This is a genomic window from Lysinibacillus sp. JK80 (assembly GCF_027557635.1).
GTDB lineage: Bacteria > Bacillota > Bacilli > Bacillales_A > Planococcaceae > Lysinibacillus > Lysinibacillus capsici.
Map to the genome: position 1 here is coordinate 842,086 of NZ_CP058997.1, position 25,115 is coordinate 867,200.

Annotated in this window: 24 protein-coding genes and 1 pseudogene; 6 read left to right on the forward strand and 19 right to left on the reverse strand. The window is 39.5% G+C overall.

Annotated elements, in window-relative coordinates:
* Positions 1–93 precede the first annotated feature (93 nt).
* From HXV90_RS04375 to HXV90_RS04425, 11 genes are all read right to left on the reverse strand, one after another.
* Complete coding sequence (locus tag HXV90_RS04375) at positions 94–504, reverse strand: SRPBCC family protein (RefSeq protein WP_048392814.1); 411 nt, start codon at positions 502–504, stop codon at positions 94–96.
* Positions 501–827: an ArsR/SmtB family transcription factor gene (locus HXV90_RS04380; protein WP_048392816.1), complete on the reverse strand. Its 327-nt coding sequence runs from the start codon at positions 825–827 to the stop codon at positions 501–503. Before HXV90_RS04380 ends, HXV90_RS04375 begins: the two co-directional genes overlap by 4 nt.
* A 287-nt stretch (positions 828–1,114) precedes the next feature.
* Positions 1,115–1,801: a Dph6-related ATP pyrophosphatase gene (locus HXV90_RS04385; RefSeq protein ID WP_054550131.1), complete on the reverse strand. Its 687-nt coding sequence runs from the start codon at positions 1,799–1,801 to the stop codon at positions 1,115–1,117.
* 14 nt (positions 1,802–1,815) lie between these two features.
* A complete protein-coding gene (locus HXV90_RS04390; RefSeq protein WP_269898476.1) occupies positions 1,816–2,889 on the reverse strand; it encodes a hypothetical protein in 1,074 nt (357 codons plus the stop codon).
* A gap of 300 nt (positions 2,890–3,189) precedes the next feature.
* Positions 3,190–4,626, reverse strand: coding sequence for a proline--tRNA ligase (gene proS, locus HXV90_RS04395; protein ID WP_269898477.1), 1,437 nt, complete (start codon positions 4,624–4,626; stop codon positions 3,190–3,192).
* Positions 4,627–4,993: 367 nt separating this feature from the next.
* Positions 4,994–6,712, reverse strand: a complete 1,719-nt coding sequence (locus tag HXV90_RS04400) for a putative bifunctional diguanylate cyclase/phosphodiesterase (RefSeq protein ID WP_269898478.1) — start codon at positions 6,710–6,712, stop codon at positions 4,994–4,996.
* Positions 6,713–7,102: 390 nt separating this feature from the next.
* Positions 7,103–7,273 (reverse strand): hypothetical protein, encoded by a 171-nt coding sequence (locus HXV90_RS04405; RefSeq protein WP_048392829.1) that lies wholly within the window; start codon positions 7,271–7,273, stop codon positions 7,103–7,105.
* Positions 7,274–7,488: 215 nt separating this feature from the next.
* Positions 7,489–7,638 carry a hypothetical protein gene (locus HXV90_RS04410; RefSeq protein ID WP_004230023.1) on the reverse strand — a complete coding sequence of 50 codons (150 nt, stop codon included), beginning with the start codon at positions 7,636–7,638 and terminating at the stop codon, positions 7,489–7,491.
* Positions 7,639–7,800: 162 nt separating this feature from the next.
* A complete protein-coding gene (locus HXV90_RS04415) occupies positions 7,801–8,295 on the reverse strand; it encodes a DinB family protein (RefSeq protein WP_269898479.1) in 495 nt (164 codons plus the stop codon).
* A 57-nt stretch (positions 8,296–8,352) separates the two neighbouring features.
* Positions 8,353–9,315, reverse strand: coding sequence for a tyrosine recombinase XerC (locus HXV90_RS04420; RefSeq protein ID WP_269898480.1), 963 nt, complete (start codon positions 9,313–9,315; stop codon positions 8,353–8,355).
* Positions 9,316–9,627: 312 nt separating this feature from the next.
* A complete protein-coding gene (locus tag HXV90_RS04425; protein WP_103118120.1) occupies positions 9,628–10,041 on the reverse strand; it encodes a hypothetical protein in 414 nt (137 codons plus the stop codon).
* Between the two features lie 76 nt (positions 10,042–10,117).
* Between HXV90_RS04425 and HXV90_RS04430 the strand changes: the two are divergent.
* From HXV90_RS04430 to HXV90_RS04440, 3 genes and pseudogenes are all read left to right on the forward strand, one after another.
* A pseudogene (locus HXV90_RS04430) lies at positions 10,118–11,609 on the forward strand (circularly permuted type 2 ATP-grasp protein).
* Complete coding sequence (locus HXV90_RS04435; RefSeq protein WP_269898481.1) at positions 11,563–12,528, forward strand: alpha-E domain-containing protein; 966 nt, start codon at positions 11,563–11,565, stop codon at positions 12,526–12,528. The pseudogene HXV90_RS04430 and the gene HXV90_RS04435 overlap by 47 nt, the downstream one beginning before the upstream one ends.
* Before the next feature lie 61 nt (positions 12,529–12,589).
* Entirely contained in the window at positions 12,590–13,444 is an 855-nt protein-coding gene (locus tag HXV90_RS04440; protein WP_048392841.1) for a transglutaminase family protein, read from the forward strand.
* A gap of 43 nt (positions 13,445–13,487) precedes the next feature.
* On the opposite strand, the gene HXV90_RS04445 is transcribed toward HXV90_RS04440, so the two are convergent.
* Positions 13,488–14,363 (reverse strand): tyrosine-type recombinase/integrase, encoded by an 876-nt coding sequence (locus HXV90_RS04445; protein WP_269898482.1) that lies wholly within the window; start codon positions 14,361–14,363, stop codon positions 13,488–13,490.
* Positions 14,364–14,730: 367 nt separating this feature from the next.
* Between HXV90_RS04445 and HXV90_RS04450 the strand changes: the two genes are divergently transcribed.
* Positions 14,731–15,525 (forward strand): enoyl-CoA hydratase/isomerase family protein, encoded by a 795-nt coding sequence (locus tag HXV90_RS04450; protein ID WP_048392847.1) that lies wholly within the window; start codon positions 14,731–14,733, stop codon positions 15,523–15,525.
* A gap of 46 nt (positions 15,526–15,571) precedes the next feature.
* Here the strand turns inward: HXV90_RS04450 and HXV90_RS04455 are convergent, their stop codons facing one another.
* Together HXV90_RS04455 and HXV90_RS04460 are read right to left on the reverse strand one after the other, a co-directional pair.
* Complete coding sequence (locus tag HXV90_RS04455) at positions 15,572–16,387, reverse strand: ATP-binding protein (protein ID WP_269898483.1); 816 nt, start codon at positions 16,385–16,387, stop codon at positions 15,572–15,574.
* Positions 16,388–16,401: 14 nt separating this feature from the next.
* On the reverse strand, positions 16,402–17,283 hold the full coding sequence (locus HXV90_RS04460) for an aminoglycoside 6-adenylyltransferase (RefSeq protein WP_066036780.1): 882 nt from the start codon (positions 17,281–17,283) through the stop codon (positions 16,402–16,404).
* 232 nt (positions 17,284–17,515) lie between these two features.
* Here HXV90_RS04460 and HXV90_RS04465 point away from each other — a divergent pair, with 232 nt between their 5' ends.
* Positions 17,516–18,691, forward strand: coding sequence for an aminotransferase class I/II-fold pyridoxal phosphate-dependent enzyme (locus tag HXV90_RS04465; protein WP_016992684.1), 1,176 nt, complete (start codon positions 17,516–17,518; stop codon positions 18,689–18,691).
* Positions 18,692–18,746: 55 nt separating this feature from the next.
* Here HXV90_RS04465 and HXV90_RS04470 read toward each other — a convergent pair whose 3' ends face one another.
* The 3 genes from HXV90_RS04470 to HXV90_RS04480 all read right to left on the reverse strand — a co-directional run bounded on the left by HXV90_RS04470 (position 18,747) and on the right by HXV90_RS04480 (position 21,428).
* Complete coding sequence (locus HXV90_RS04470) at positions 18,747–19,112, reverse strand: cupin domain-containing protein (protein ID WP_048392856.1); 366 nt, start codon at positions 19,110–19,112, stop codon at positions 18,747–18,749.
* Positions 19,113–19,213: 101 nt separating this feature from the next.
* The gene (locus HXV90_RS04475; protein ID WP_048392857.1) at positions 19,214–20,413 is read right to left on the reverse strand and encodes an AI-2E family transporter; all 1,200 of its coding nucleotides are present in this window, start codon (positions 20,411–20,413) and stop codon (positions 19,214–19,216) included.
* 64 nt (positions 20,414–20,477) lie between these two features.
* On the reverse strand, positions 20,478–21,428 hold the full coding sequence (locus HXV90_RS04480) for an LCP family protein (protein WP_048392859.1): 951 nt from the start codon (positions 21,426–21,428) through the stop codon (positions 20,478–20,480).
* Positions 21,429–21,602: 174 nt separating this feature from the next.
* On the opposite strand from HXV90_RS04480, the gene msrA reads away from it, so the two are divergent.
* Positions 21,603–22,124 carry a peptide-methionine (S)-S-oxide reductase MsrA gene (gene msrA, locus HXV90_RS04485; RefSeq protein WP_269899019.1) on the forward strand — a complete coding sequence of 174 codons (522 nt, stop codon included), beginning with the start codon at positions 21,603–21,605 and terminating at the stop codon, positions 22,122–22,124.
* Between the two features lie 61 nt (positions 22,125–22,185).
* Here msrA and recQ read toward each other — a convergent pair whose 3' ends face one another.
* On the reverse strand, positions 22,186–23,958 hold the full coding sequence (gene recQ / locus HXV90_RS04490; RefSeq protein WP_269898484.1) for a DNA helicase RecQ: 1,773 nt from the start codon (positions 23,956–23,958) through the stop codon (positions 22,186–22,188).
* Between the two features lie 7 nt (positions 23,959–23,965).
* Entirely contained in the window at positions 23,966–25,069 is a 1,104-nt protein-coding gene (locus HXV90_RS04495) for a TcaA NTF2-like domain-containing protein (protein WP_269898485.1), read from the reverse strand.
* Positions 25,070–25,115 lie beyond the last annotated feature (46 nt).

Genomic DNA, 25,115 nt, shown 5'->3' on the forward strand with positions numbered 1-25,115 from the left:
TTCCATTTAAGAAAATTAAAAGATGAGACTGAACATGAAAGAACACAATTCTTGCTACGGAATTGCGCTCTTCTTGCTGTTATTTAATTTATACTACGCTAATACTTTTTCAAGCTGTGCACTCATATTTGTCCAAGCATATTTTGCTCCCTCGATTGCACCTTGACGTGCCTTTGTTTCTTCGCTGAAGCCACCTTGATCAAGATGAAGCTGAGTCGTACCATCTGCTACCTGTGTTAATGTCCATGTAACTGTTGTTGTTTCGCCAGCACTTGTCCAAGTATAAGATAATTTGTGAGGCTCTTCCACTTCCAGTACCTCACAGTCTACAATACCGTCCCACCATTCATTTGGTTCAGCACGGAATTGGAATTTATGTCCTACGATTGGTTGGAAGTCATTGTTCCAGATCCATTTTGCTAGTGTATCTGAGTCTGTTAAAGCATGCCATACTTGTTCGATGGAACTTGTAAATTTAAAATCTAATGATACATCTGGTTTCATTTTTTTTCCTCCAATAATAGATGTAATTTCGCGATTCTTTCTTTCCAAAAACCTTCATAAAACGATACCCAATCTTGTATTTCTTTCAATGGAGCTGCATTCAATCGATATCTCGTCTCCCTACCTTCCTTGCGTGCAAGAACAAGGCCTGCATCTTTTAGAATGGCTAAATGTTTCGAGACAGCAGTACGCCCCATATCAAATTGAGCGGTTAATTCGTGAAGCGGTAACTCATCTACCTCTGCCAATAAACGGATCAACTTTCGTCTTGTTGGGTCAGCAATGGCTACATAAACGTCACGCTCTTGATGATTGTTATTCAAAACCACCACCCTTTCTAATAGGACACTGATTGGTGTCTTAATTATATGACACCAAATAGTGTCCAGTCAAATACTATTTTGGTCAAAGTGGTAGGAGTTCTATACCTACAAGGAAAACTAGCTGAAATACAAAAAGTACAGAGGAGGAGCCTATGTACTTTCGGGTAATTATTCATTTGTTAACTTCAGTTGTTATGGAGTCACGTAACAGAATAACAATACGCCTTAAAAGAAAAACCCTTATTGACATGAATTGCGCATCCCAATAAAGGTTTTCTGATGTGAATTTATGCTAGCTCTAAGGGTAAAAAGGCGTAGTCTCCATCTCTTATAACGGAACCTTTACGCACCGCAATTGACTGCTTGAATAGAGGGCCATCAATGACGGTCGTATGGAATTCGCCGCCTTCTCCGCATGGGTCAATGCTACGGGCTTCAAGCTCCTTAACATATTCAGGGGTAAGCACTCGCCCTAAATCGTCCTCCGTCATGCCCAAGGATAGGTTGACCGTGACAATCATTGTAATAAATCCTAAGTGAATAAATTCATCGACAGCCTCACGATGGTTCATCTCCCACAATGGCATGCCTAGCTTTAAACCTACCTTTTTAGTGACTTTATCGTGCCAGCAGCCATGTGCAGGCATATCTAAGTCTCCTGTTACTAATACTTCAGCTCCCTGTTGCTTTGCATTTACTAATAAATCTACAAATACTTCTTCATAATCCGCCCAGCTTGCTGCAGCAGTATAGACTGGTAGCCCAATAGAGTCAGCTTGTGCCTGGATAAGCGCAGGTGGCATCCCGTGGGACCTTGAACGTTTCCCTTCTTCCTCTAGCATCACTATGAGACCCATTGCTTGGCCCACCTGTGATGCTTTATATAAAGCTAAAACACTATCCTTGCCACCACTAAATGAAGCAATAAATGTGCGATTTTGTGCATTCTGTTTCCAGCCAGTTGTGTTGGTCATTTTCTTGTCTCCTTTTACTGTTCATCAAGATATATGCTTCTAGCATCCTCGTCAAAAAACTCTATAATCGTTGGATAATTATTAATGTTAATATTGGCCTCTTTCAATATCTTTTGCATAAAGATGGTATCGACAAAAATTTTATTGATAATCCTCCTACCTATTGATGGTAAGTCATGGAAATACGCTATTAACTGAATAAGGTCATCAAAGTGAAAAGTCAAAATATAAGTGACATAATTCTGTAATAGCATACTAAAGCAATGCTCACGATAAGGATTCGATTGATGATCGAATAGAAAGCTATGAAGCAATTGATAGAATGCCTTATTATTTTGATTAAACATATGTAAAAAATCATCTACATTATTAATTAGATGTAGGTACTCTATGCCATCTTCAAAAGGCATAACGAGTCTTTTTGATTTTCCTTCGATGCTTCTCAAAAGTTCGATTGTCAGCTTCTTGCAAGCATTTATCTCATGGGGTGTTAATAATGCTCTGTCATGCTTATGCTGACAAATATAATCATGATAATGAGAAAAATATTGCTCCATATTGATATTCGTTTTAGCATGAATTAAAGTTCCTTCTTTGAACGAAAAAGCATAAAGTGTTTCCTCGTTCACTGGATGGCTATACAGATAGAAAAAGAATAAAAAGTCCTTTAACTGTTGTTTCTGCTCTTTGCTGAGTATCGTGACATGCTCTAATTGAGCAAGTTGAAAGAAGCAATAGTTTTTCATAAAATCATTCATTTTGTTATACGGGTTCCGTGGAATTATTCTAGTCGTTGCATTAATTGTGTAGAGCAAATAATAGCAAACTTGCTCATCATAAACATCTAGCTGCTTGAAACAAGATGTAAGCATAGGCTGCCAGTCTGGCTTTTGAACATAATGAGGATTTTGTGGTTGAAATGCCTCTGCCCATTCCAAAAATGTCCCCTGTTCGCGATCAATAAAAAAGAGCTCTGCGCTAGTATCTTCTAATAAAACATATTCGAAGTCCTCCATTTGAACAGCTGGTAAACCCCGATTAAACTTGATATTTAGGTAGTGATCAAATACTTCTTGTAATACAGTCATTCATATCCCCATTTCTTTAGGATTTTTCAGAAGCAAACGTCCCTTTATTTTATCACAATCATGATGAGAACTTGGCGATAGATGCTAAGGTGGAACACCATTATGAGTGATTAAGACAGCTCGTTGGATCAATGCCTATTTGGAGGTTATCTGGAGGAGCCATGGAGAAACAAGAGTGAGAATTTTACTATCTAAATGGAAATAAAGTCTTTTTAGCAGAACATCAAAAGCCCGAACTAAATTATAAAACAACCTAGTGTGCTTCATAATTGTTCGGGCGTTCTGTTCATGCTTTGTTAATTAATAAGCTTGTGCAAACCAAACTGTATGTTTTGCTTCGTTTCCACAGCCAATACATGTGGTTTTCGTTGTTGGTGGATTGAAAGGAATATTGCGAGATGTGTATTTCGTTTCTTCCTTTACTTTTTCCTCACATGCATCCTCGCCACACCAGCCAGCAAGCACCCAGCCTGGAATTGTGCCATTGTCTTTTGCTTTGTCAATGTGCTGCTGTAATTGTGGAAGTGTGTCAATTGTTGTGTGAGCATTTGCTTCACGGAATTGACGAGCTTTTTCTAATAAGCGCGTTTGCATGGTTGTTAATTCTTCTTCAATAGCTGTGATGATTGTAGCTAAATCAACAGTTCGTTTTTCTTCTTCATCACGCGCTTTCAGTAAAGCTTGCTTGTTTTCTAGGTCACGTGGCCCTAATTCAACACGCACAGGCACGCCTTTTAGCTCCCATTCATTGAACTTATAGCCTGGCGATTGGTCTGAATCATCCAGACGTACTCGAATACCCTTCGCTTTTAAGGCTGCAAAAATCTCATCTAAATGCTCCATGATTTGAGGGTTCTTTTTCCATGGTCCTACTGGAATTAAAACGACTTGCGTTGGTGCGATGCGTGGAGGTAAAACAAGTCCCTGCTCATCACCATGCACCATAATAACTGAACCAATTAAGCGTGTAGATGTACCCCAAGATGTTGTGTGTACGTATTCGTGCTGGTTCGCTTTATTTAAATACTTGATATTAAAGGCTTCAGCAAATTTTGTTCCTAAATAATGGGATGTTCCTGCTTGCACAGCCTTGCCATTTTTCATCATTGCCTCAATAGAGTACGTATCGACAGCCCCTGCGAAACGTTCAGAAGGTGTTTTTTGTCCATCATAGACAGGAATTGCTAGCACCTGTTCTACTACTTCTTTATAAATGTCTAGCATTTGCATTGTTTCCTGCCGAGCATCTGCTTCATCCACGTGCGCTGTATGCCCTTCTTGCCATAAAAATTCTGATGTCCGGATAAAAGGCAGTGTTTTCTTTTCCCAACGGAAGACATTTGCCCATTGGTTGATTAGCACTGGTAGGTCACGGTAGCTTTTAATCCAATTAGAGTAAAGATGACCAATCATCGTCTCAGATGTTGGACGAAGGGCTAGCCGTTCTTCTAATTGTTCCCCTGCTGCCTCGGTTACCCAAGGAAGCTCAGGTGAGAATCCTTCGATATGATCCTTTTCCTTTTGAAAGAAGGATTCAGGGATAAGCATTGGGAAATAGGCATTACGATGTCCTGTCTCTTTAAAGCGACGATCCATTTCCTCCTGAATATGCTCCCAAATTTCATAGCCGTCTGGCTTAAAGGCGATACAGCCTCGAACAGGTGTATAATCCATTAAATCGGCTTTTTGGATGGTCTCGATATACCATTTCGAAAAATCTTCTAGTTGTTTTGACATATGTTCTCCTCCTATTTTGTTAAATGAATACTTGTTCAACCCGTATGAAGATTTAGCTGAAGCAAGAAAAAAGCACAAAGCTGTCCTCTGAATAAGGACGTCTTTGTGCTGGAATGACGTGGTACCACCTTGATTTAGCTTTATGTTGAATATAAAGCCCTCTCACGTTTGGTAACGAAAACGACTCGGTTATGTTTGCATAACATCTCCGTGGTAGGTGTTCAGTCAAGAAGCGGTGATATAGCTCTCAGCAGGTGCTATATTTTCTGTTTCACAATTCTTACTTACTTGGCCACATCATCAAATGGTTTATCATGTTAACAGTTTTACTTTATCCCACTTTAGCAAAATCATTCAGGAATAGCAATTAATAACTGGATTTATTTGTGACAGTATTAACAATGAGATTCGTAAAATCTTCTACAGATAAAGGCTTACTAAAATAATATCCCTGCACATACTCACATCCATGCTCACGCAGAACATTTAATTCAGCTTCCTCCTCTACACCTTCAGCTACTACTTGGAGATTTAAGGCATGTGCTAATGAAATCATGGCTGAAATCATAGCGATTCCAGACTTCTCAGGTACGATATCACGGACAAAGGCACGATCAATTTTAAGTACATCCACTGGGAATTTTTTTAAATAATTTAACGATGAATAGCCTGTCCCGAAATCATCTAATGAAATAGTTATACCTAGTTCTCGTAATTGCTTGATAGTATCAATTAAATCTTCCGTATAATCAAGCATACTCATCTCGGTAATTTCAATTTCTAATAAATTAGGGTCAATGCCTGTTTCTGCAATGACACTACGCACCATATCTACAAAGCCACCTGTACTAATATGAATTGGTGAAATATTTACAGCTACCCGCAATGATAAATCATGTAATTCATTCCACTGACGAGCTTGAGCACAGGCTTTACGTAAAACCCATACACCAATATCATTAATCAATCCACAATCCTCTGCAAATGGAATAAAACGATCTGGCGGAATATGACCTAATTCAGGGTCATACCAGCGTAGCAATGCCTCCATACCAATAACAGAATCCGTTTTTAAGTCGATCTTAGGCTGATAATGTAATTCTAGACGATCTTGCTTTAATGCTTGATGTAATTTCGTTTCCAGCAAAAGCCATTTATCATTGGCCTCGTCCATATTATCACGATATAGTCGATATTGATTACCTCGTGTAGATTTTGCAGCATACATAGCAATATCCGCATTTTTCAATAATTCTTCCACAGAGTTTGCATGATCAGGGAATACACTGATGCCGATACTAATACTCGCATAAAATTCATAGGTATCGACAATAAAGCTTTCATTGAAGACGCCAATAATTTCCTTAGCCATTTCATCAATGCGATTGACATCATTTAGAATCATGACAAATTCATCGCTATTGTGGCGATAAAAAGAATTCGAAGTATGATCAATATTGCGCAGACGATTGGACATTTCCACTAAAAACATATCGCCAATAATATGACCAAGTCCGTCGTTAATGTGTTTGAAACGATTCACATCAATGAAAAATAACGCAAACTTCTCTCCTGTACGTTGAGATTGATGAAATTCATTTTCTAAACGCTGTTCTAATTTGCGACGATTTGGTAGCCCTGTTAGTTCATCGTGATAGGCAATATGAGTAATTTTTTTAATGTCCTTTTGCGCTGTAATATCTACGCGAATGGCAATATATTGATAAGGCTTTCCTCGTTCATCTAGGAACGGAAAAATCGTTGTTTTCACCCAATATAAACTGCCATCCTTTGCACGATTGCACACCTCGCCATTCCACATATCGCCATTACCGATTGTTTTCCACATCTCTCTAAAGAAAGATTTGGGATGAAAGCCTGAATTTAGTAAACGGTGATCTTGACCAACTAATTCTTCACGCGTATACTTCGAAATTTTACAAAAATGATCATTAACAAAAGTAATTTTTCCGGTACGATCTGTAATCGCTACAATGATGGAACTATTCATGGCGGAAAAGATATCTTGTAATTCTTTTAGACTGTAGTTCATTTGATTAACACTACTAGGCGTGATATTCATCATTTTCATTCTCCATTCATTAAAATATGAAGGGTTTGGTACTTTTGCTTTATCTTACAGCGAGGTATAAAGTTGTGGTATATCGCCCTTTTTTATGTAATTATATTATAGTCTTAGAAAAGCAGTTAATTCAACCCAAATCTCAAAAACATTCAAAGCTACATTTGATAGTTTTTAATAAAATAGACAAAAATTAGTGGATATAACCTCCTTGTAATTGTCTAAATATATTGTTATTCAATACTTTTGAACTATATTAAATAGTTTATTTAGGCTATTTATCTTTTTAATACAAAATATAAAAGTTTTATATAATATGTTTGAATGTCTTGTAAAATTTTGTTAAAGTAAAATGCCTTACTGTCCCACATAGGAAGTAAGGCATTTTATATGTTAAGAGACCTCATATTCTATTGAACCCCCTATTGATTTCGCCTGCATGTTGTAGGCATCTAATTGCTCTTGGGATAAACTTGAAATGTAATAGTGAAAATTAATAGGCTCTAGCCCATGCTCCTCACATACTTGACGATAAAATTCATAACCTTCTCGATAATCTGTCATCCTCATAACTTCCTTTCACATTCCCTATTTTACGTCTAGTTTTTTTGTTATATAACAGAAATATTATTTGTTTAAAAATATATAACAGTCTACTGTAGTTGTCAATGAATTATCTGAAATTTCTTGCTGAAATCACGAAAGCCCAGACCATTTTATTTAGTATGGCTGGGCTTTTCATAAAATATTCACGGCGGCTTCCGTCATAATCACTCCTTTTAAATTCCTAATTGTTTTGCTTGCATATTGTAAGCCGAAAGTTGTTGCTGTGATAATTGTAATACATAGTAACGGAAAGAAATTGGCTCCAATCCATAGCGCTCACACATTTCACAATAAAATTCATAACCATCACGATACTTTGACATTTAAAATTCCTCCTCTAACTAAATCTGTTTTATAACAGTTGTTATTATTTTTATTTAATATATAACAGATTATGTAGCACGTCAAGAGATTATAACAGAAAAATTGAATAACAATAAAAGGAATTTAGCTCCTCTCCTGTGGCCAAATTCCTTTCATACATGTTATTCTCTAACGATTTCTTGTAATTGCTTGATATGACGTTGCTCGTGCATATAGACCATTTCAATCCATTGGTCGAGTGGTAATTCTCCTAAGGCTGGGTGCTTCACAGCGCGCTTAGCTAATGCTTCAGGTTCCTCGATTGTTTGCAAAAAGGCGAGGAGGTTCTTTCTTGTTGTAGCTAGTAAATCCAGCATCGCTTGAACAGTGAACGGCTCTTCTGCTGGCTCTACTATAGGGGGTGCTTGGAACTTTCTTGTTCGATCTAAGATGAGCTGAACATTTTTTCGAGCGGGTGTTGACTGTTCCTCTGCCTTTAATCCCCATGTAATGGCTTTCTTTGTTGCTTCCTCTACTAATACGAGATGATGACAGATTTGTGCCACACTCCAGCTTTGTGCATCTGGTTTCTTATTAAAGGTTGTATCGTCCAATAAGTGAATTTCCTGAAGTAATTGTGTTCTTGTGGTATCGAGATGTTCTTTGACGTTTGACATCCTTGGCTCCCCTTTCATTAGGTCTTCTACTATATATTCGATATGGAGAGGGGAAAATCATCTTTCACGAACAATATTAAATGGATTATTCTCTAACACATGCTGTAGCTGCTCATCTTCAATATGTGTATAAATTTGCGTGGTTGCGACGCTAGAATGCCCTAAAATGTGCTGCAAACTACGGATATCTGCCCCTGCTTTATACATCATCGTTGCGGATGTATGGCGTAGCTTGTGTGGTGTAAGTCGTTCTTTTTGAAGACCTGACTGCTGATTAATGCGTTTAACGATTTTGGCAACGGTTTGACGTGTAAAGCGTGTTCCCTTTTGAGACACAAATAGGGGCTCCTCGTCTTCGCCTTTATAGGGTGTCTTCCCACTGTTTTCATAGTCAGCAAGTGCCTGCATACAGCTATCATTTAAATAGACGGTGCGCTCTTTGTTACCCTTCCCAATTACGGTTAAATAACGTCCTTGAATGGATGTCTTATTAAGCTGACATAGCTCGGTGACACGTATTCCTAAATTTAAGAAAAACATCATCATGCAATAATTTCTCGGGGAGGCCTGATTGCTTTTAATCCCATCTATAAATTGTGTAGCTTCTTGTAGGTTCATATAAATGGGTCGTTTTCTGCCTATCTTGGGTGTCTCTAATTCATCTGCAGGATTTTCCTCGATAAGTCGACGTTTGCCTTTTAAATATTTAAAAAAGGATTTTAATGTGGCCACTTTTCGTGCTCGTGCAGCAGCTGAATTGCCTCGCTGTACTTCGCAATATTCCATGAATAAATAAAGATCCTCTAATGTCATTTCGCGTATTTCTTCTATTGTAATAGTGCCGATATCAATGGCGGATAAATTCTCTATATCCAAATCCTCCTGGACAGCTTTGTGGAAGCGGAAAAATAAGGTCAGGTCATATTCATATTCTTTTCTTGTGCGCTGAGACTTTCCTTTGATGGTTGTTAAATAGACAAGAAAATCCTTCATAAATTTTGGTTGTTTTGTTTTTTGCATGCTCATCACCTCTATTTGCTCTATTTTACCATGAAAAAACGTTCCCAAATATAAATTTGGGAACTTTATTGAAAAAAAATGCCCTTTTTCGCACGTCAGAACAAATGTTCTGTTCGAAGGTAATAAAAAAAACCCTTTTTAAAAAGAGGATTTTTGTTACAACTATTTTGTGACAGTTATAGGATTTTAGGCATAAAGTTCTCGGTAAATGAATATTAAAATCTAGTAGACTTTATTTGCTGTGTGAGACGCTTCGAAAAAACAATAGATGGGTAACTGTCCATGTCGATTCGTCTCACAACGCGCATGGGATTATTTTACAAAAACTGAATAATTCCCATCCTCTTGTTTTGTTAGTGACCAGTTTGTCGATAACATTTGCTGAAGTCTTGTGACTGTTTCCTCATCACACGTTAAATGCTGGATACCTGTTTCTAATAGTTGGTAATCCTTCCCTTCTTCTAATTGAAAGCGTAGCTGCAATAAACGTTGGATGCCTGGTAATGTTACATACTTGATTCGATAATGGCCATGGTATGCATTTAAGAACTGTTGTTCCCCTTCCTGATATAGAGCCATTGTCTCGCTAAATTCATAGTTTGGCACTTGTTCTTGCCAAGCTGATACATCCCCCGAACGCAAAGCTCGTAAAATTTCCTCGTCTGATAAATTTAATTTGGATAGTTTATCTAATTCATACGCTTGCATTAAATTAATGATGGTCATGGTTGTTAGCTCCTTTTATGTATTTATTCACAGTGTAACATGTTTTCACTACTACTTGAATTCGGAGGCGATCCATATGATGAATTTATATGATTCTAGTCTGTTTTTCGATGAAATGTTTGATGGCAATAAGCCAAAGCCTCATTATCGATCTTTTCATCATAAGCTAACCTTTTTTTCGCGGGAGCAACTTGAAGAAAAATACCGACAAGCGCAAGCGAGCTTTCTCAGACAAGGGATTACTTTTACGGTATATGGTGCACAAGATGGAACAGAACGTACCATGCCTTTTGATTGTGTCCCAAATTATTATTCCTCAAACCAAATGGGCCATGATTGAAGCAGGTGTCAAGCAGCGCGTGGAGGCACTCAACAAATTTTTACAGGATGTTTATGGACAGCAAAAGATCTTTCAGGACGGTCTTATTCCGAGGCAGCTTGTTGAAAATAATCCATATTTCAAACCAACCATGAGAGGACTTCAAGTACCAATTGCGAATCATATATTTTTAGCAGGGATTGATTTAATTCGGGATGAAAAAGGTGATTATCATGTACTCGAAGATAATTTACGCAACCCTTCCGGCATTTCCTATGTCTTTGAAAATCGGGATGTGATGAAGGAAGTATACCCTGAATTTTTCTCCAAGCATACGATTCGACCTCTTGATAAACAAATGGCTTATATGAAAAAAGCACTTCTTGCCCATCGTCCACCTTCCATGCAAGCAGAAAGAGAGCCTAAAGCTGTACTTCTGACAGCAGGCATGTACAATTCTGCTTATTACGATCATGTTTTTTTAGCCCAGCGTTTAAACATCCAGCTCGTCGAGGGCCGTGATTTAGTTGTACAGGATTTGAAGGTCTATATGAAAACCATTTATGGCCTACAGCAAATCGATATTATTTATCGGCGGATTGATGATGACTTTCTAGATCCTACTGTCTTTCGTGAGGATTCTTTATTAGGTGTTCCACATTTAATGGCTGCTTATCAAGCAGGTCATGTATCCATCTTGAATGCTGTTGGGAATGGAGTGGCAGATGATAAAGCAATGTATGCCTATGTGCCTGAGATGATTCGCTATTATTTACAGGAAGAACCTATTCTACCGAATGTGAAAACCTATCATCTAGGAGATGACAGTCAGCGTGAATGGGTGCTAGAGCATATACACGAGCTCGTTATTAAAAATGTAGGAGCCTCTGGTGGCTATGACATGTTAATTGGTCCACATGCGAGTAAGGAAGAGATTGCTTTATTTAAGCAAAAAATTGTTGAACAGCCCTATCAATACATTGCACAACCAACGATTAAATTGTCCAGAGCACCTGCCTTCCAGAATGGGCGATTTTATCCTTGCCATGTTGATTTACGTGTCTATGTCATGAAAGGTGAGGATTGCTATGTGTTGCCTGGTGGTTTATCCAGAGTGGCACTGCAAGAAGGGTCTCTTGTGGTGAATTCCTCTCAAGGGGGCGGTGCAAAGGATACGTGGATTTTAAAGGAGGAATTGCAGCATGCTAAGTCGAGTAGCCGACGCGTTGTACTGGATGGCACGTTATAGTGAACGTACACAAACAAATGCACATATATTACAGGTACAGCTGTTGAATATGTTGGAGCAATCTGGGCAAGAACATGATTATATTGATCATTGGGAGGCTGTTTTAAATATTTGTGCCTCTAAGGAGGAGTATTTAGCAAATTACACAACGATTCGTGTTAACCCTTTGATTGATTATCTTCTGTTTTCTGAGAAAAATGGCAATGCCCTTCATGCCACATTGCGTGCTATTCGGGAAAATGCACGAGTTACACGTGATAGTATACCAACGGAACTTTGGGAAATTCAAAATTCCTTTTATTTAACAAAGCAACAGTCCATACTAAAAAGAGAACGACCGATTCCACTCATTGCCCTTCAAGATTTTTTACAGGATGTTCGAAAGACTTTATGGATGGAGACAGGGTTAATTGAGGGCTCGATGGATCGCGATCTTCCCTTCTATTTTATGCAGGTCGGCAAATGGCTTGAACGAGCAGAAAAAACCATTCGGATGATCGTGATAATCGTAGAACAACAGAAGCGAACAGGTACGTCACTGTTAGAGGATGATGGTACCTTTTTATTGGATCTTTCCGCAGCAAGAGAATCTTTCATGCGGAAGCATCGCCAGACCAATTTACTAACGGTCATTCGGTATTTAGTCCAAGATGCGCATTTCCCATGTTCTGTGATGTTCTGTGTAAAGAAAATAGAAGAAGCCATAACGGCTATTGAACATGATTCTTTATCCCCACGATTTTTAACGCTTCAGTCGGATATTAGTAGCCTTGTTCTTGCAATCGATCATATCGATTTTTGGCAAATGACTATTGAGGAAACCCTAAAAATGATGGAGGAAAGATTGTCTCAATGTATGGCTTTTAGTGATGCCTTTTCGACAATCTATCATTTATATGAACCCAGCGTACAACCTTGAAAGGAATTCACCACAGCTCCCTTTCAACAGGCAAGTCAGTAAGCAGAAGGAAGCGGACACGATGAAATTTGAAATTCAGCATACAAATATTTTTCAATATGAGTCTGAAGTCGATCAAAGCTTGAATACTATTCGTTTAAAGCCGCGTAGCGATGAGCGTCAGCGATTATTATCTTATCGAATTGCCATTACGCCATCCTCCCTAACCCGTGAGCATACGGATATTTGGGGCAATACTGTTGGTTCCTTTTATATACCAGAGCAACATCAAATACTAGAAATTCATACATCTTCAATTGTAAGTATTCAGCGTGCACCATTTATTCATCGTATTCAATATTCGCCCGAAATGCAGACCATCTTTCACTCACAGCTATTCTATGAGCATTATTTACCGTATTTAAAAGCAACACATTTTACATTTATGACAGAGCAGCAGCTAGAGGAAGTTTATCATGCGATCGGTCATGCTGAAAATCCTGTGCTCTTTTCGCTTAATTTAATGCAGTATTTATATTCTAGCTTTGAGTATGACCCGACAGCGACCAATGTAACTACAATAGCAAGTGAGGCATTTGCATTAAAACGGGGTGTTTGTCAGGATTTCACCCATGTCATGCTTGCTGTTTTACGGGCGAAAGGAATACCAGCTCGCTATGTCAGTGGCTATCTATATGTCGATGAAAACTCAGCCCTCATCGGAGATATCGCTACACATGCCTGGGTAGAAGTCATGATTCCAGGTATTGGCTGGATCGGTCTTGATCCCACAAATAATGTGGAAGTATTAGAAAACCATATTATTTTATGTATTGGACGCGATTATAGTGACATTAGCCCTGTGGAAGGGGTATATACAGGAGGTAAGCATGATTTAACAGTCAAAGTAAATGTCAAAGCATTGAATCATTTATAAAAGGCGTGCAGTAATGGTGATAAATCTCGATTACTGCACGCTTTTATTCTAGGCGCTGCTGTCTTTCTGTTAGCACCCATTTCCGTACATAGCCCATTTCTTGTTGAATGTGCTCCAGCGTTTTTGCCTGTTGAAACGCCCGTTGCATCACAGTATAACGCAAGTCAGTGGCTCTTACATTCTTCCCTATATCTTGTGACATCGTTTGAAAAATGCGTTCAACTGTTTTCGTAGTAATCGGCTTCGCTAAACTTGCCTCGCTTACCCAAACCCATTCCCCTACCTCTTGCTCATGTAAATTGGTCGTCTCTTTTTTATACTGTGCAAGCATGTCCATGAGGATCGATGAACACTTTATTTCTCGACGTCCATTTCGGTTGGCTATAAAAAGAGTCGCTTTTTCTTCATTAAAGTGTGTCCATTTCATGCGAACGAGCTCGGCAGGCTTACAACCTGTTTCCATCAACACTTGAACGATACAGCCATTGCGTCTTGCCAGCCATGCATGTTCCTTTGTCTTAGCATATTGAAAATAAGTGGGCCATACGTTTGCAATTTGCATGATCTGCTTATTTGTCAGTGCTTGCAGTGCTTCTTTTTGTCTTTTTTTCGGCTGTAAAAGATGCTGATAATCAAAAGGCTCCATCCATTCTCGTAAAAAAATAAAGTCAATAAAGCCTCGTAATGTCGCTATTTTATGGTTAAAAGTATTGATATTACTGTAGGTTTCCTTTAAATAGTCACAGTAGAGCTGTAATAAATTTTTCAATTGATGATCTACATACAAGTAGTTTTGCTTATGGGCGAAAGTTAAAAATTGCTGTCCGTCCATATTGTATTGTTTTTTTGTAGCAGCACTTTTTTTCAAAGATTGTAGCAATAAATAGTAGCTATTCCATGCATCTCTGAGTGTAATCAAATCGTCCCTCCTTGTCTACTTTGCGTGAGTTATTTATATTTTACTATATTTTGGGTGCGTAGGTTCAACTGCATTTTATCATATTGTAATGTCGGATAATCTGTATTTCTATAACAGGAACCCGCTTCTACCATTCAAATGCCCTTTACGTAATGAAGAAACATATGTTCCTAAAGTAGTTTCTCATAATTTTTGCTTTCTTACAATAGTAAATTCCGCTCCCCTGTTGTAGTACAATAAATGCTTACTATTCCCTACATTCTTGTATAACAATGCAATTTTATGTGAAAATTCGTATCATTTCGTGTTTATGTTTAATTGTGTTATATAATAAAGATAGACACTAACATGTAGGAGGCTTTCCGATATGCAAGTAAAAACGACTCGACTGGAAGCAGAAGATGCGAAAATTATTTATCAAGAAACAGCTGGACTAGCGATTATTACGATTCATCGACCACAAGCAAAAAATGCATTAACCGCAAACATGTGGGATCAATTAGCCAAAATTGCCCTACAAGTATTAGATAATCCGAAAAATAAAGTACTAATTTTACGAGGCTCTGGCCAAAACTTTACAGCGGGCTCCGATATTAAAGAGTTCAATGCCATTTCTCTTGAACAAGCTGAAGAAGCCTTTGTACATATGGAAAAAACCATTTCTACCATTGAGCGCCTCCCGATTCCAACGATTGGCGTCATCAATGGGCCTGCGATGGGCGCTGGCTTGGAATTAGCCTTAGCCTGCGATATCCGCATTGGCTCTGAAAAGGCCAAGCTCGGCATTCCTGTCGGTAAATTAGGAATCACCTTAAATAACAAATTTGCACAGCGTTTAGTTCAGCTTGTTGGCCCTGCCACAACCAAGGATTTAGTCTTTACAGGTCGAATGTTTAAAGCAGAGGAAGCCTTCAAGCTTGGAATGCTTAACTACCTAGTAGCTGAAAAAGATTTAAATAAATACATGATTCGAATGGGTAAGCTGGTTGCAGGAATGTCGCCTGAATCCTTACTTGCCGTGAAGCAATCTGTTCAAGAATGTCTCGATAGTGCGCCGACCTTATGGCAAGGCTCTTCACCATTTGTAGGCAGTGATTTCGCAGAGGGTTGTCGTGCCTTTGTGGAAAAACGCCAGCCACAGTTCACTCGCCAGCCTAAATAAAAAACAGGTACTCTTAACGCCAACGTGCGAGCGGAGTACCTGTTTTTTACGCTTTTTTCTTTTGCAAAGCCGTTTTTACATGTACATGAATAGCATCTAATTCATAGCCAAAATGTAGATAAAAATCTTGCTGCACAGCTCGTTGTAATTCTACTAAACGCGCTGCTAATGGATAATCGATCGGCAGCTTTACTTGAATAGTGAGGATAGCTTGAACCTGATCCCCTAGCACAAATTGTGCTTGCTCGACCTTTTGTACAATTGCCTGTTGGCTACAGCAGTATGTCAGTAGCTGTACATAAACATGCTTGCTGATTTCTATATATTCCCGCTGAAAATCAGGACGTACAATCGTCGTTTCACCGATTTTTTCTCGTTTCGAAGAAAAAATCTCCATGCCCTTTTGCACCAATCGTTTAAAGAAATTTTGCTCCACTTGTCTATATGGAATCGGCATAACATGCTTGCCCTGTGTTTGACGGATAAAGCGTGCTTTTTGAATTTCTTTCAATGAACGGACATCTTCTACATTATAATAGTGTTCAATCGGACCCAGCTCTAGCTGCTTGGCAATACTATTCGTCATTTTAGTCGATGTACCTATCAGTAAAATAGATTGTACCTGATGATGAGCTAGCGCCTTTTGGACAGCCTCACGATGAACTGGATCTGTAAAAATAGCACGTCGTACAGCAGTAATTGTATTCTTTTCGAATTTAGCAGAAAGGCCAGCCACTCTGACGCCATTCACAATGAGTAATCCATCATCAACAATGGCCTCCACCCCTAATTTATGGGCAAAGGCCAGCGCACTTGTACTTTTGCCTGTGCCGCTTGGTCCACTTAATGAATAAACCTTCAATGCCCTCTTCCCCCTTACAAAATCGTTTTCGCATCTGGTGGTAATGTACGTACATGCTTCAAATAGGCTGACATACGAGCATCATCCTCGTGAGGGTACGAGAACTGGAAGTGATGGGCAACCTCCTTTGCGATGCTTCGAAAGAGTGTACATGCCGCAAACAGGGCATTCCACATGTTAGCATAATCAGCGTCAGCATAGGTTTTTACGTACAATGCCCAATAATTAGCTGGCACATAGTTTTTTAAATACTTTCCCATTTTGCCTGTAGATATCTGAAAATGATGATGCTGACCAATCCACCAATTAAGCATTTGATGTAAGGACTGCCTTGTCGTTTCCTCAAACATTTGCTTGGCATATGGGAGTTCGTCTCGCCAAATGCCCTTGGCTATATTTTGTAAGCACCACCAAAAATCATTGGTACAGCTGGCAAATTGCCCCACAGTCGGTGGACTAATATGATAGCCACAATCTGAAGATGGAGAGATAGATGGCAAAAGCTGATCCTTATCGAGTAAAGGGACTGTCAGCTTGTCTTGTCCATATTCATCCAGCATAGCTTGTGTCGATAATAAGCGAAGGTCAATGCGATGCCCATCCTTTAATAACATTAAATATGTATAGCTATAAGAAAAGTCTTTGTCCAAGCCAAGCCCCTTATCCAATCGATCAGGCTCCTGCACCATCAGCTGCTCACCAAATACTTGAATCCATTTATCATCTTGTAAGAAAGAGGCTATATCTGTTACGACATACACAACATCAAAATCCTGAAACATATCCCTTGGTACATTCGGATTTGCTCTTGAGCCATTTAGGTAAACAGCACGAATTCTAGTGTCCTGTTGTGCAGTGGCTAGGATTAAATCATACATTTCTTGCTCTGTTCTCATAAGACTCACCCCACCTGAAAAGCTTTATACATAGTATAATACACTTTCCTCTTTGAAGGAATTTATAGTAGCTTCTCCCAATGGTAGAAAATCTTTTTTCGCTAGTCTATGCACACATCCTCTCCATTATATAAATATTTTCTTTTTTCAGAATATCTGTCCCTTTCTGCGCTTCAGTATGATAAAATGTGAACTACTATTCTGTTATACAACTACAAGGAGTGTACTAGTTTTGAAAATCGTACCATCTAAAAAAATGTCATTATTTACACCAGCAATTTTCGGAGATTTGAAAAATTTTGCTCGAGAGCAGCAAGCAAAGGGCATGACCTTAATTGACTTAAGCTTAGGCAGCCCGGATCTTCCTCCACATGCCAAAATACGTGAGCATCTTTCCTATCGTGCAGGTTTAGCCGAATCTTATGGCTATACACTGACTGGCACACAGCGTTTTTATGACGCGGTGAGTCGCTACTATAAGCGTCGTAGTAATGTTGATCTAGATCCCGCAACAGAAATTATTCAAACAATTGGTTCGCAAGAAGGCTTAGTGCATTTACCAATTGCCTTTTGTGATCCAGGAGACATCGTCTTATCCACAAACCCAGCTTATGTAGCGTATGACGCAGGGATTCACTTAGCTGGCGCAACACCTTATTACATGCCTCAAACAGCCGACAACGATTATTTACCTGATTTAGACGCTGTACCAGAAGAAATTGCACAGAAAGCAAAGCTATTGATTTTAAACTTACCAGGAAATCCTGTACCAGCGATGCCGTCATTAGCATACTTTGAAAAAGTCATCGCCTTTGCTAAAAAGTATAATATCATCGTCCTCCATGATGCTGCCTATTCAGAGTTCTATTTTACGGGAGATGGCCCTATTAGCTTCCTAGCTGCACCAGGAGCAAAAGAGGTCGGTATGGAGATTAACTCCCTCTCTAAAAGCTTTAGCCTTGCTGGAACACGTATTGCCTATATCGCAGGAAATGCTGAAATGATCGCTGTTATTAAGCAATTAAAATCAAATTTAGATTTCGGTATTTTCGAGCCTATTCAGGATGCGGCTGTCGTAGCACTGGATAACGCTGAGGAAATTACGGAAAGCTTACGTGCCACTTTCTCAGAGCGCCATAAAACGCTGATGAATGGCTTACAAGCTTTAGGCTGGGAAGCAGCACCCTCTGATGGTGGAATGTTCGTATGGGCTAAATATCCCTATGCTATCGATTGCACAGAATTAGCCTTTCAATTGATTGAACAAGTAGGCGTTGTCACAGTTCCAGGAACCGTATTTGGTACAGCAGGACAAGGCTATTTACGTTTAGCATTAGTTCAACCAAAGGAACTTCTGCAAGAAGCCGTGGATCGCTTAGCAAAAGTACAATTATTAGCAAAGCAATAATTAGTCAATGTAAAAACCCTTCTAACATTTTGTTGGAAGGGTTTTTCTATGATGGTTAAATCCATACATCATTTTCAGCGGTAAGCTCTGATTGCTCCTCACCTGTATTCACGACACCCATTGGCTCTACAAGCAGAATTTTACACTCCGAAGCTGCAAAGGGTTTATGTTCCACATTGCGTGGGACAACAAACATCTCTCCTGCACGCAAGCTTACCTGGCCATCTCGGAATTCGATGATTAATTGCCCCTCAAGGACGATAAATACCTCATCCGTATCCTCATGCTTATGCCAAACAAAATCCCCCTGAACTTTGACGAGTTTGAATTGATAATCATTCATTTCAGCAATGACCTTTGGAGACCAATGCTCTTGAAATTTAGCCAGTTTCTCTTGAAAATTAATCGGTATGTATGCCATTTCCTTTTCCCCCTTGCTTTGACTCTACTACTAGAATAGCATAATGCCGTTTTCTACAGCAAAAACCAGCTACTGCGTTGCTAGCAGTAGCTGGTCGTTTATTAGATATCATATTTTTGATGAACGTCATCTTCGTAGCGATTATAGCGCTGCTTAAAGAGCTTGAATAAATGCGTGACAAGTACCTTAAAGATTGCATAGCCCGGAATCCCTAAAATAACGCCTGGGACACCAAATAAGGAGCCTGCCGTTAATAGTACAAAGATAATCGTAATCGGGTGAATACTGAGTGATTTCCCCATAATTTGCGGTGAAATGAACTTTCCTTCGATTAACTGAACGATTGTCCATACAATTGCCAGCTTAATCAGCATCAATGGGGATGTAACAAGAGCGATAATGACTGCTGGTGTGATCGCAATAACGGGTCCTAAATAGGGCACCACACTTGTAATCATGGCAAGGAAGCCGAGCAATAAAGCATACTTCATGCCAATAATTAAGAAGCCAATCGTCACCATTGCCCCAATACACATGGATACTAAAATCTGTCCCTGTATGTACGAACTAATTTGCTTGTCCATGTCATGGAAAATGTCAGTTACCTCTTTACGCATACGTGGTGGGCACACTTTCAGCATAAATTTCGGTAATTTTTCGCCCTCTTTTAATAAATAAAACAGGATGAATGGCACCGTTACAAGTGATAGCACAATACCTGTTAACGTTGAAAGGAAGCCGGTAATACCAGATGCCACACCCTGTGCTACATTGGTCGCCATATCCTTCACTGTTTTTACCATATCCGTTGTGAAGTTATTCAAAACTTCATCAAAATTAAAACTAATTTTATCTAAGTACTCATTAAAACGTGAATGATTTAGGAATTCTACAATGTTTTGCGTAAATGCCATGAAGTACTCTGGGAATTCCTGTGCTAAATTCGTGAACTGATCGCGTAAAAACGGATAGACTAGCACCACAAGTAACGTAATGACACCAATGACCGCAATATAGAGGATTAAAATACCCCATATTCTTGGTATGCGCCATCGTACTAGAATCGCCAGCAATGGGCGTAATAAATAGTAACCAATGACGGCTAGTACCCCTGGTAAAATGACTACTTCAAATAAAACTTGTAGCGGGGTAAAGATAAAGGAAACTTGATTAAACATAAAAATAACACATGCCACCAGTAATAAAATTACCAGTGTAAATAATAGGTTTCTACCACCTAAAAAACGAATAAACTTGGTTGCTAACAGGCTTGAACGCTCTTTTGGTCTCTCTTTTTCCATATATCCACCCCAATCCAAATGCTCTACCTTTATATTACAGGATAATGCTGGTTTTTGCGAAACATCACTCTAGTGAAATACCTAAAAAATCACTTAAAAAGGCTTTGTTTTGCTCCACATCGATGACAATAGAATCGCCCGCATGGCTAAAGTTTTGGAATTGATAGCTACCCTCGATAGGGATGGTTGCTTTCTCAATGTTTACCTTGCCCTTTGATAGCAATTTAAGTACTTGCTGCATTTCCTCAGTAGATGAATAATCTGTTGTGATATAGCCCTGTGCAGCACCAACAAATTTTGGTAAATGCAACATATTCGTAGGCGTTAATAACTCTGTTTTTAATGCCTCAATCACTTTTTGCTGACGTGCAACACGCCCAAAATCTCCTTCTGCATCATGACGGAAACGCGCATAACCTAGTAACTCCTGTCCATTTAAACGATGAACACCTTGCTTTAACTCTACCCCAATATTTTCAGACATGTCCTTTTCAACATCCATTTCCACACCATTTGGCGCTAAAATATCCACTAAGGATTCAAAGTTTTTAAAATCAATTAGTGCATAATGATGAATCGGTAGGCCAAACATATTTGTTAATGTATCCTTTAATAGCTGAACACCGTCTAGGTAGTAAGCTGTATTAAGCTTATAGGATTGATAGCCTGGAATATCCGCGTAAATATCGCGCATAAAGGATACGAGTTTAATGTCGTTGTTTGCTTTATTCCAGGATAATACCATCATTGTATCAGTCCGTGATTTTTCCTCTCCACGTGTATCGACCCCTAAAATCAAATAGTTTTCGATATCCCCTTTGATGCTATCACCCGTAAAATCCTCCTGTGCAACTTTGGTGTCGTTGGCTAGCTCAAGCCCGCTGCGATATTGCATGACCGAATAGCCGACAATCACAATGATACACAATAGTAATAGTGTAAAAAATGCTCTCCCTTTACGTAATCGACGCTTTTTAGGACGTTGGGAGCGTCTCGTATAATCTTGCTCTTCCATAACAACTAACTCCTCTATTTTGATATAGTTAATGTAACGATTGATTAGCTAGAAAGTTTCATTATAAAAAGGATCTATTCCATGTTTTTCTATCTAAACGTTATTTTACACCCATTTGCACAGTTTGGCGTAAAACAATGCTATAATATTTTCACAAAAGAAAGGATGATTCAAATGATAGAAAAAGCGACATTTGCTGGCGGCTGTTTCTGGTGTATGGTCAAGCCATTTGTCGAGTGGGACGGTATACATAAAGTCACTTCAGGCTATATGGGTGGCCACTTAGAAAACCCAACCTATGAAGATGTCAAAAAAGGAACGTCAGGTCATTTAGAAGTAGTCGAAATCGAATTCGACCCTGCTATTTTTAGTTATGAGCAGCTCCTTGATATTTATTGGATGCAAATTGACCCGACGGATGCGTATGGACAGTTCCATGACCGTGGCGAATCCTATACTACAGCAATCTTTACCTATACAGATGAGCAAAAGCAAATCGCGGAGGCCTCGAGAGAAAAGCTTGCCAATAGCGGACGCTTTGATAAACCTATTGTAACCAAAATTCGCGATGCTGAACGCTTTTATCCAGCAGAGGATTATCACCAGGATTATTATAAAAAAGAGACAGCACACTATCAGCAAGACCGTGCCGTTTCTGGGCGTGATACGTTCATTGAGAAGCATTGGGAAAAATAATATAAAAGAGGTGTCTCCAGCTTGTGGGACACCTCTCTTTTATACAATAGCAACAAATTTATTAAACAGAGGCTTCTAAAAACGATTGTAGTGCGTCAAAAAAGCGTTGACCATACTTCTCAAATTTTACTTCGCCTATACCACTCACCTGTCGTAAATCCTCCAGTACAGTTGGTCTCTTATCACATAATTCACGTAACGTTTTATCAGAAAATACAACAAATGGTGGGACCTTTTCTTCGTCGGCAATCTCTTTGCGTAATACCCGTAAGTGTTCAAATAATGGATCATTATCCACCAGCTTCTTCACTGTGACAGCTTCCTTACGCATGACCTGTCGATTGCCAAGCAGCACTTCCTTGCCTTCAGCAGATACATAAATTGTAGGGAATGTACCGTGCTTCACAGCCAGCAAGCCCTCTGCAATTAAAAATTCGATAAAGTTGGAGACATCCTTTGAGGTATATTGTCCTTTTAAAATGCCATAGGTCGATAAACGGGCAAAGCCAAATTCAGCGATCTTTTGATTTTTAGAGCCCATTAGCACCTGTGCCACCATGGTCTTCCCGAATTTTTGTCCCATACGCACAACACAGGCCAGCACCTTTTGCGCATCCTCTGTCACATCTGTCACTGCTCGCCCATCAATACAGTTACTACAACGCCCACATGGCTCCTCCTCAACTTCTCCAAAATACGCTAAAATCGCATTCTGTAAGCAGCCCTCTGTATGGCAATAATCGACCATTGTTTGTAGTTTAGCTAGCTCCTGTGTAATACGAGCCTCATCCTGTGACTGTTCGATAAGAAAACGCTGTGTTTGAACGTCCCCTGAAGCATACAATAAAATACAAGCACTTGGCAGACCATCTCGACCAGCACGGCCCGCTTCCTGGTAATAACTCTCCATATTACGAGGCATTTGATAATGCAACACAAAGCGCACATTACTTTTATCAATCCCCATACCAAAAGCATTCGTTGCCACCATGATACGTGCCTCATCTTTTAAAAACCGCTCCTGCTCAGCCATCCGCAAGCTCTCTGATAGACCTGCATGATATTTCGCAACGTCTTCACCAGAGCGACTCAGCACATCATAAATGGCGTCCACCGCTTTTCGTGTAGCTGCATAAATGATGCCCACTTCCTGTTTATTTTGTTGTACATAATTTTTTACATAACGTTCTTTATTTTCACCAATTAACACCGAAAGTGCCAAATTCTCACGTGAAAAGCCTGTCATGACCGTTGCCTGCTCATCAATCGCTAACAATTGACGAATATCATCACAAACCGTTGGCGTTGCAGTAGCTGTCAGCGCTAAAACAGTGGGTTTTTGGGGCCATAGCGTAAAAAGCTTGTAGATCGAACGATAACTTGGTCTAAAATCATGCCCCCATTGCGATATACAATGAGCCTCGTCAATCGCAAGTAATGGGACAGATAAATACGACAATGCTTGAAGAAACGTAGTACTTTCCAGTCGTTCAGGTGCAATATAGAGGAGCTTTAAATAACCCGCACTAGCAAGCTGCATGGTTTCATCCACTTCCTGTGCCGTCAGCGTACTATTAATATAGGCTGCTGGAATATTTGCTGTACGTAAAGCTTCCACCTGATCTTGCATCAGTGAAATCAGTGGCGAAATCACGATGGTTAACCCCTCAAGCATTAGCGCTGGAATTTGATAGCAAATGGATTTCCCTCCACCTGTTGGCATGACACAAAGACTTGACTGCCCTCGTAATGTTTGTTCAATAATCTGGGCTTGTCCTTGGCGAAAGGTATCATAGCCAAAATGATGCTGTAGCATTTGTCTAGCTTGCTCCATGCAAAATTCACTCCTTGTTTGTGAGACCAAGTAGCTTGTACTCGCCCTGTTCATTTTTTTCTAACTCATACAACATGTTGGAGTAGGCAAGTGCCTCCTGTCCAGCAGCATTCGTCAGGATATATTCCGTTTTAGCCTGTACGATAAGACGCTGTCCCTCTACACGAATTGCCTGAATATCCGTGTTTGAGAAATGAATTTTGGCTTGCTTGGAAGCATAATAGGCAACCATACTAGCCAAGGTTTCCTGTATAGCCTCTGTCCCGACAATCGGTTTCAAAACACTTGCATCCTGGGTTGTCACAGCCCCCTTTAAATACTTGTGAAACGTATCTAAAAATAGCATAATTTCATCGGTATTATACGCAAATATATTTTCTCCATATTGTTCGATTGCTTGCTGTACAGCTTCTTTATCCCCTTGTTCAATATAGGGGTATAAGTTTTTCGATTGGGAAAGTCGTACACTGGCTGTCATGCCCTCCTCAATCCATTCATCGATGGATGCTTGGAATTCCTTTATAGGCAATATGTATGGCTGCGACGCTCCTTGCTGTTGTCGATTAAAATATAATCCGACAATGGCTCCATTTTCAGCCTCCATGACAGGGCTTCCTAAAGGTATCGATTGTTCCGCTTTTATATAATAAGCCGCTACTTTATCTTGGTATTTTTGAATTGTATAGGGTAAGCCATTCACATAAACAGCTAGCTGATTTAGCTCACCTTCATATAAATTAGGCACTTGCACATCCGCTTGATAGGTTACTCGTAGCAGGGCCATATTATAGGCTGTTGACATGACATGAATAGTCGCTGCTACCAGCTTGTCTTGACCAAATTGAACAAGGGCAGTTGGTTTGGATGCCACTAGTGCGCCATTCGTTAAAATATACAGTTGATCATCCTGCTGCCTGATAATAATGCCTGCTCCAACACCATACTCTCCAATTACTTTGACCTCTGGGACAATTTTTTCCTGTTGCTTCGTCACACCTCCCTCTGTTTCCACCTCTGCCTTTTTATTTTGAAACCATCCTGTCCCTATTTGACTGTCACAGCCTGCTACAAGAATAGCTGCCGCTCCTAAAATGAGCACTTTTTTATACATACCTTCACCAAAACTTTCTATTCTACATTCTCTCTTCTCTATCATA

Bases quoted from the DNA above. Each gene is read 5' to 3' on its own strand.
- HXV90_RS04375 (WP_048392814.1), bottom strand. From the start codon at position 504: ATGAAACCAGATGTATCATTAGATTTTAAATTTACAAGTTCCATCGAA.
- HXV90_RS04385 (WP_054550131.1), bottom strand. From the start codon at position 1,801: ATGACCAACACAACTGGCTGGAAACAGAATGCACAAAATCGCACATTT.
- HXV90_RS04390 (WP_269898476.1), bottom strand. From the start codon at position 2,889: ATGACTGTATTACAAGAAGTATTTGATCACTACCTAAATATCAAGTTT.
- proS (WP_269898477.1), bottom strand. From the start codon at position 4,626: ATGTCAAAACAACTAGAAGATTTTTCGAAATGGTATATCGAGACCATC.
- HXV90_RS04400 (WP_269898478.1), bottom strand. From the start codon at position 6,712: ATGATGAATATCACGCCTAGTAGTGTTAATCAAATGAACTACAGTCTA.
- HXV90_RS04405 (WP_048392829.1), bottom strand. From the start codon at position 7,273: ATGACAGATTATCGAGAAGGTTATGAATTTTATCGTCAAGTATGTGAG.
- HXV90_RS04410 (WP_004230023.1), bottom strand. From the start codon at position 7,638: ATGTCAAAGTATCGTGATGGTTATGAATTTTATTGTGAAATGTGTGAG.
- HXV90_RS04415 (WP_269898479.1), bottom strand. From the start codon at position 8,295: ATGTCAAACGTCAAAGAACATCTCGATACCACAAGAACACAATTACTT.
- HXV90_RS04420 (WP_269898480.1), bottom strand. From the start codon at position 9,315: ATGCAAAAAACAAAACAACCAAAATTTATGAAGGATTTTCTTGTCTAT.
- HXV90_RS04425 (WP_103118120.1), bottom strand. From the start codon at position 10,041: ATGACCATCATTAATTTAATGCAAGCGTATGAATTAGATAAACTATCC.
- HXV90_RS04435 (WP_269898481.1), top strand. From the start codon at position 11,563: ATGCTAAGTCGAGTAGCCGACGCGTTGTACTGGATGGCACGTTATAGT.
- HXV90_RS04440 (WP_048392841.1), top strand. From the start codon at position 12,590: ATGAAATTTGAAATTCAGCATACAAATATTTTTCAATATGAGTCTGAA.
- HXV90_RS04450 (WP_048392847.1), top strand. From the start codon at position 14,731: ATGCAAGTAAAAACGACTCGACTGGAAGCAGAAGATGCGAAAATTATT.
- HXV90_RS04460 (WP_066036780.1), bottom strand. From the start codon at position 17,283: ATGAGAACAGAGCAAGAAATGTATGATTTAATCCTAGCCACTGCACAA.
- HXV90_RS04470 (WP_048392856.1), bottom strand. From the start codon at position 19,112: ATGGCATACATACCGATTAATTTTCAAGAGAAACTGGCTAAATTTCAA.
- HXV90_RS04475 (WP_048392857.1), bottom strand. From the start codon at position 20,413: ATGGAAAAAGAGAGACCAAAAGAGCGTTCAAGCCTGTTAGCAACCAAG.
- HXV90_RS04480 (WP_048392859.1), bottom strand. From the start codon at position 21,428: ATGGAAGAGCAAGATTATACGAGACGCTCCCAACGTCCTAAAAAGCGT.
- msrA (WP_269899019.1), top strand. From the start codon at position 21,603: ATGATAGAAAAAGCGACATTTGCTGGCGGCTGTTTCTGGTGTATGGTC.
- recQ (WP_269898484.1), bottom strand. From the start codon at position 23,958: ATGGAGCAAGCTAGACAAATGCTACAGCATCATTTTGGCTATGATACC.
- HXV90_RS04495 (WP_269898485.1), bottom strand. From the start codon at position 25,069: ATGTATAAAAAAGTGCTCATTTTAGGAGCGGCAGCTATTCTTGTAGCA.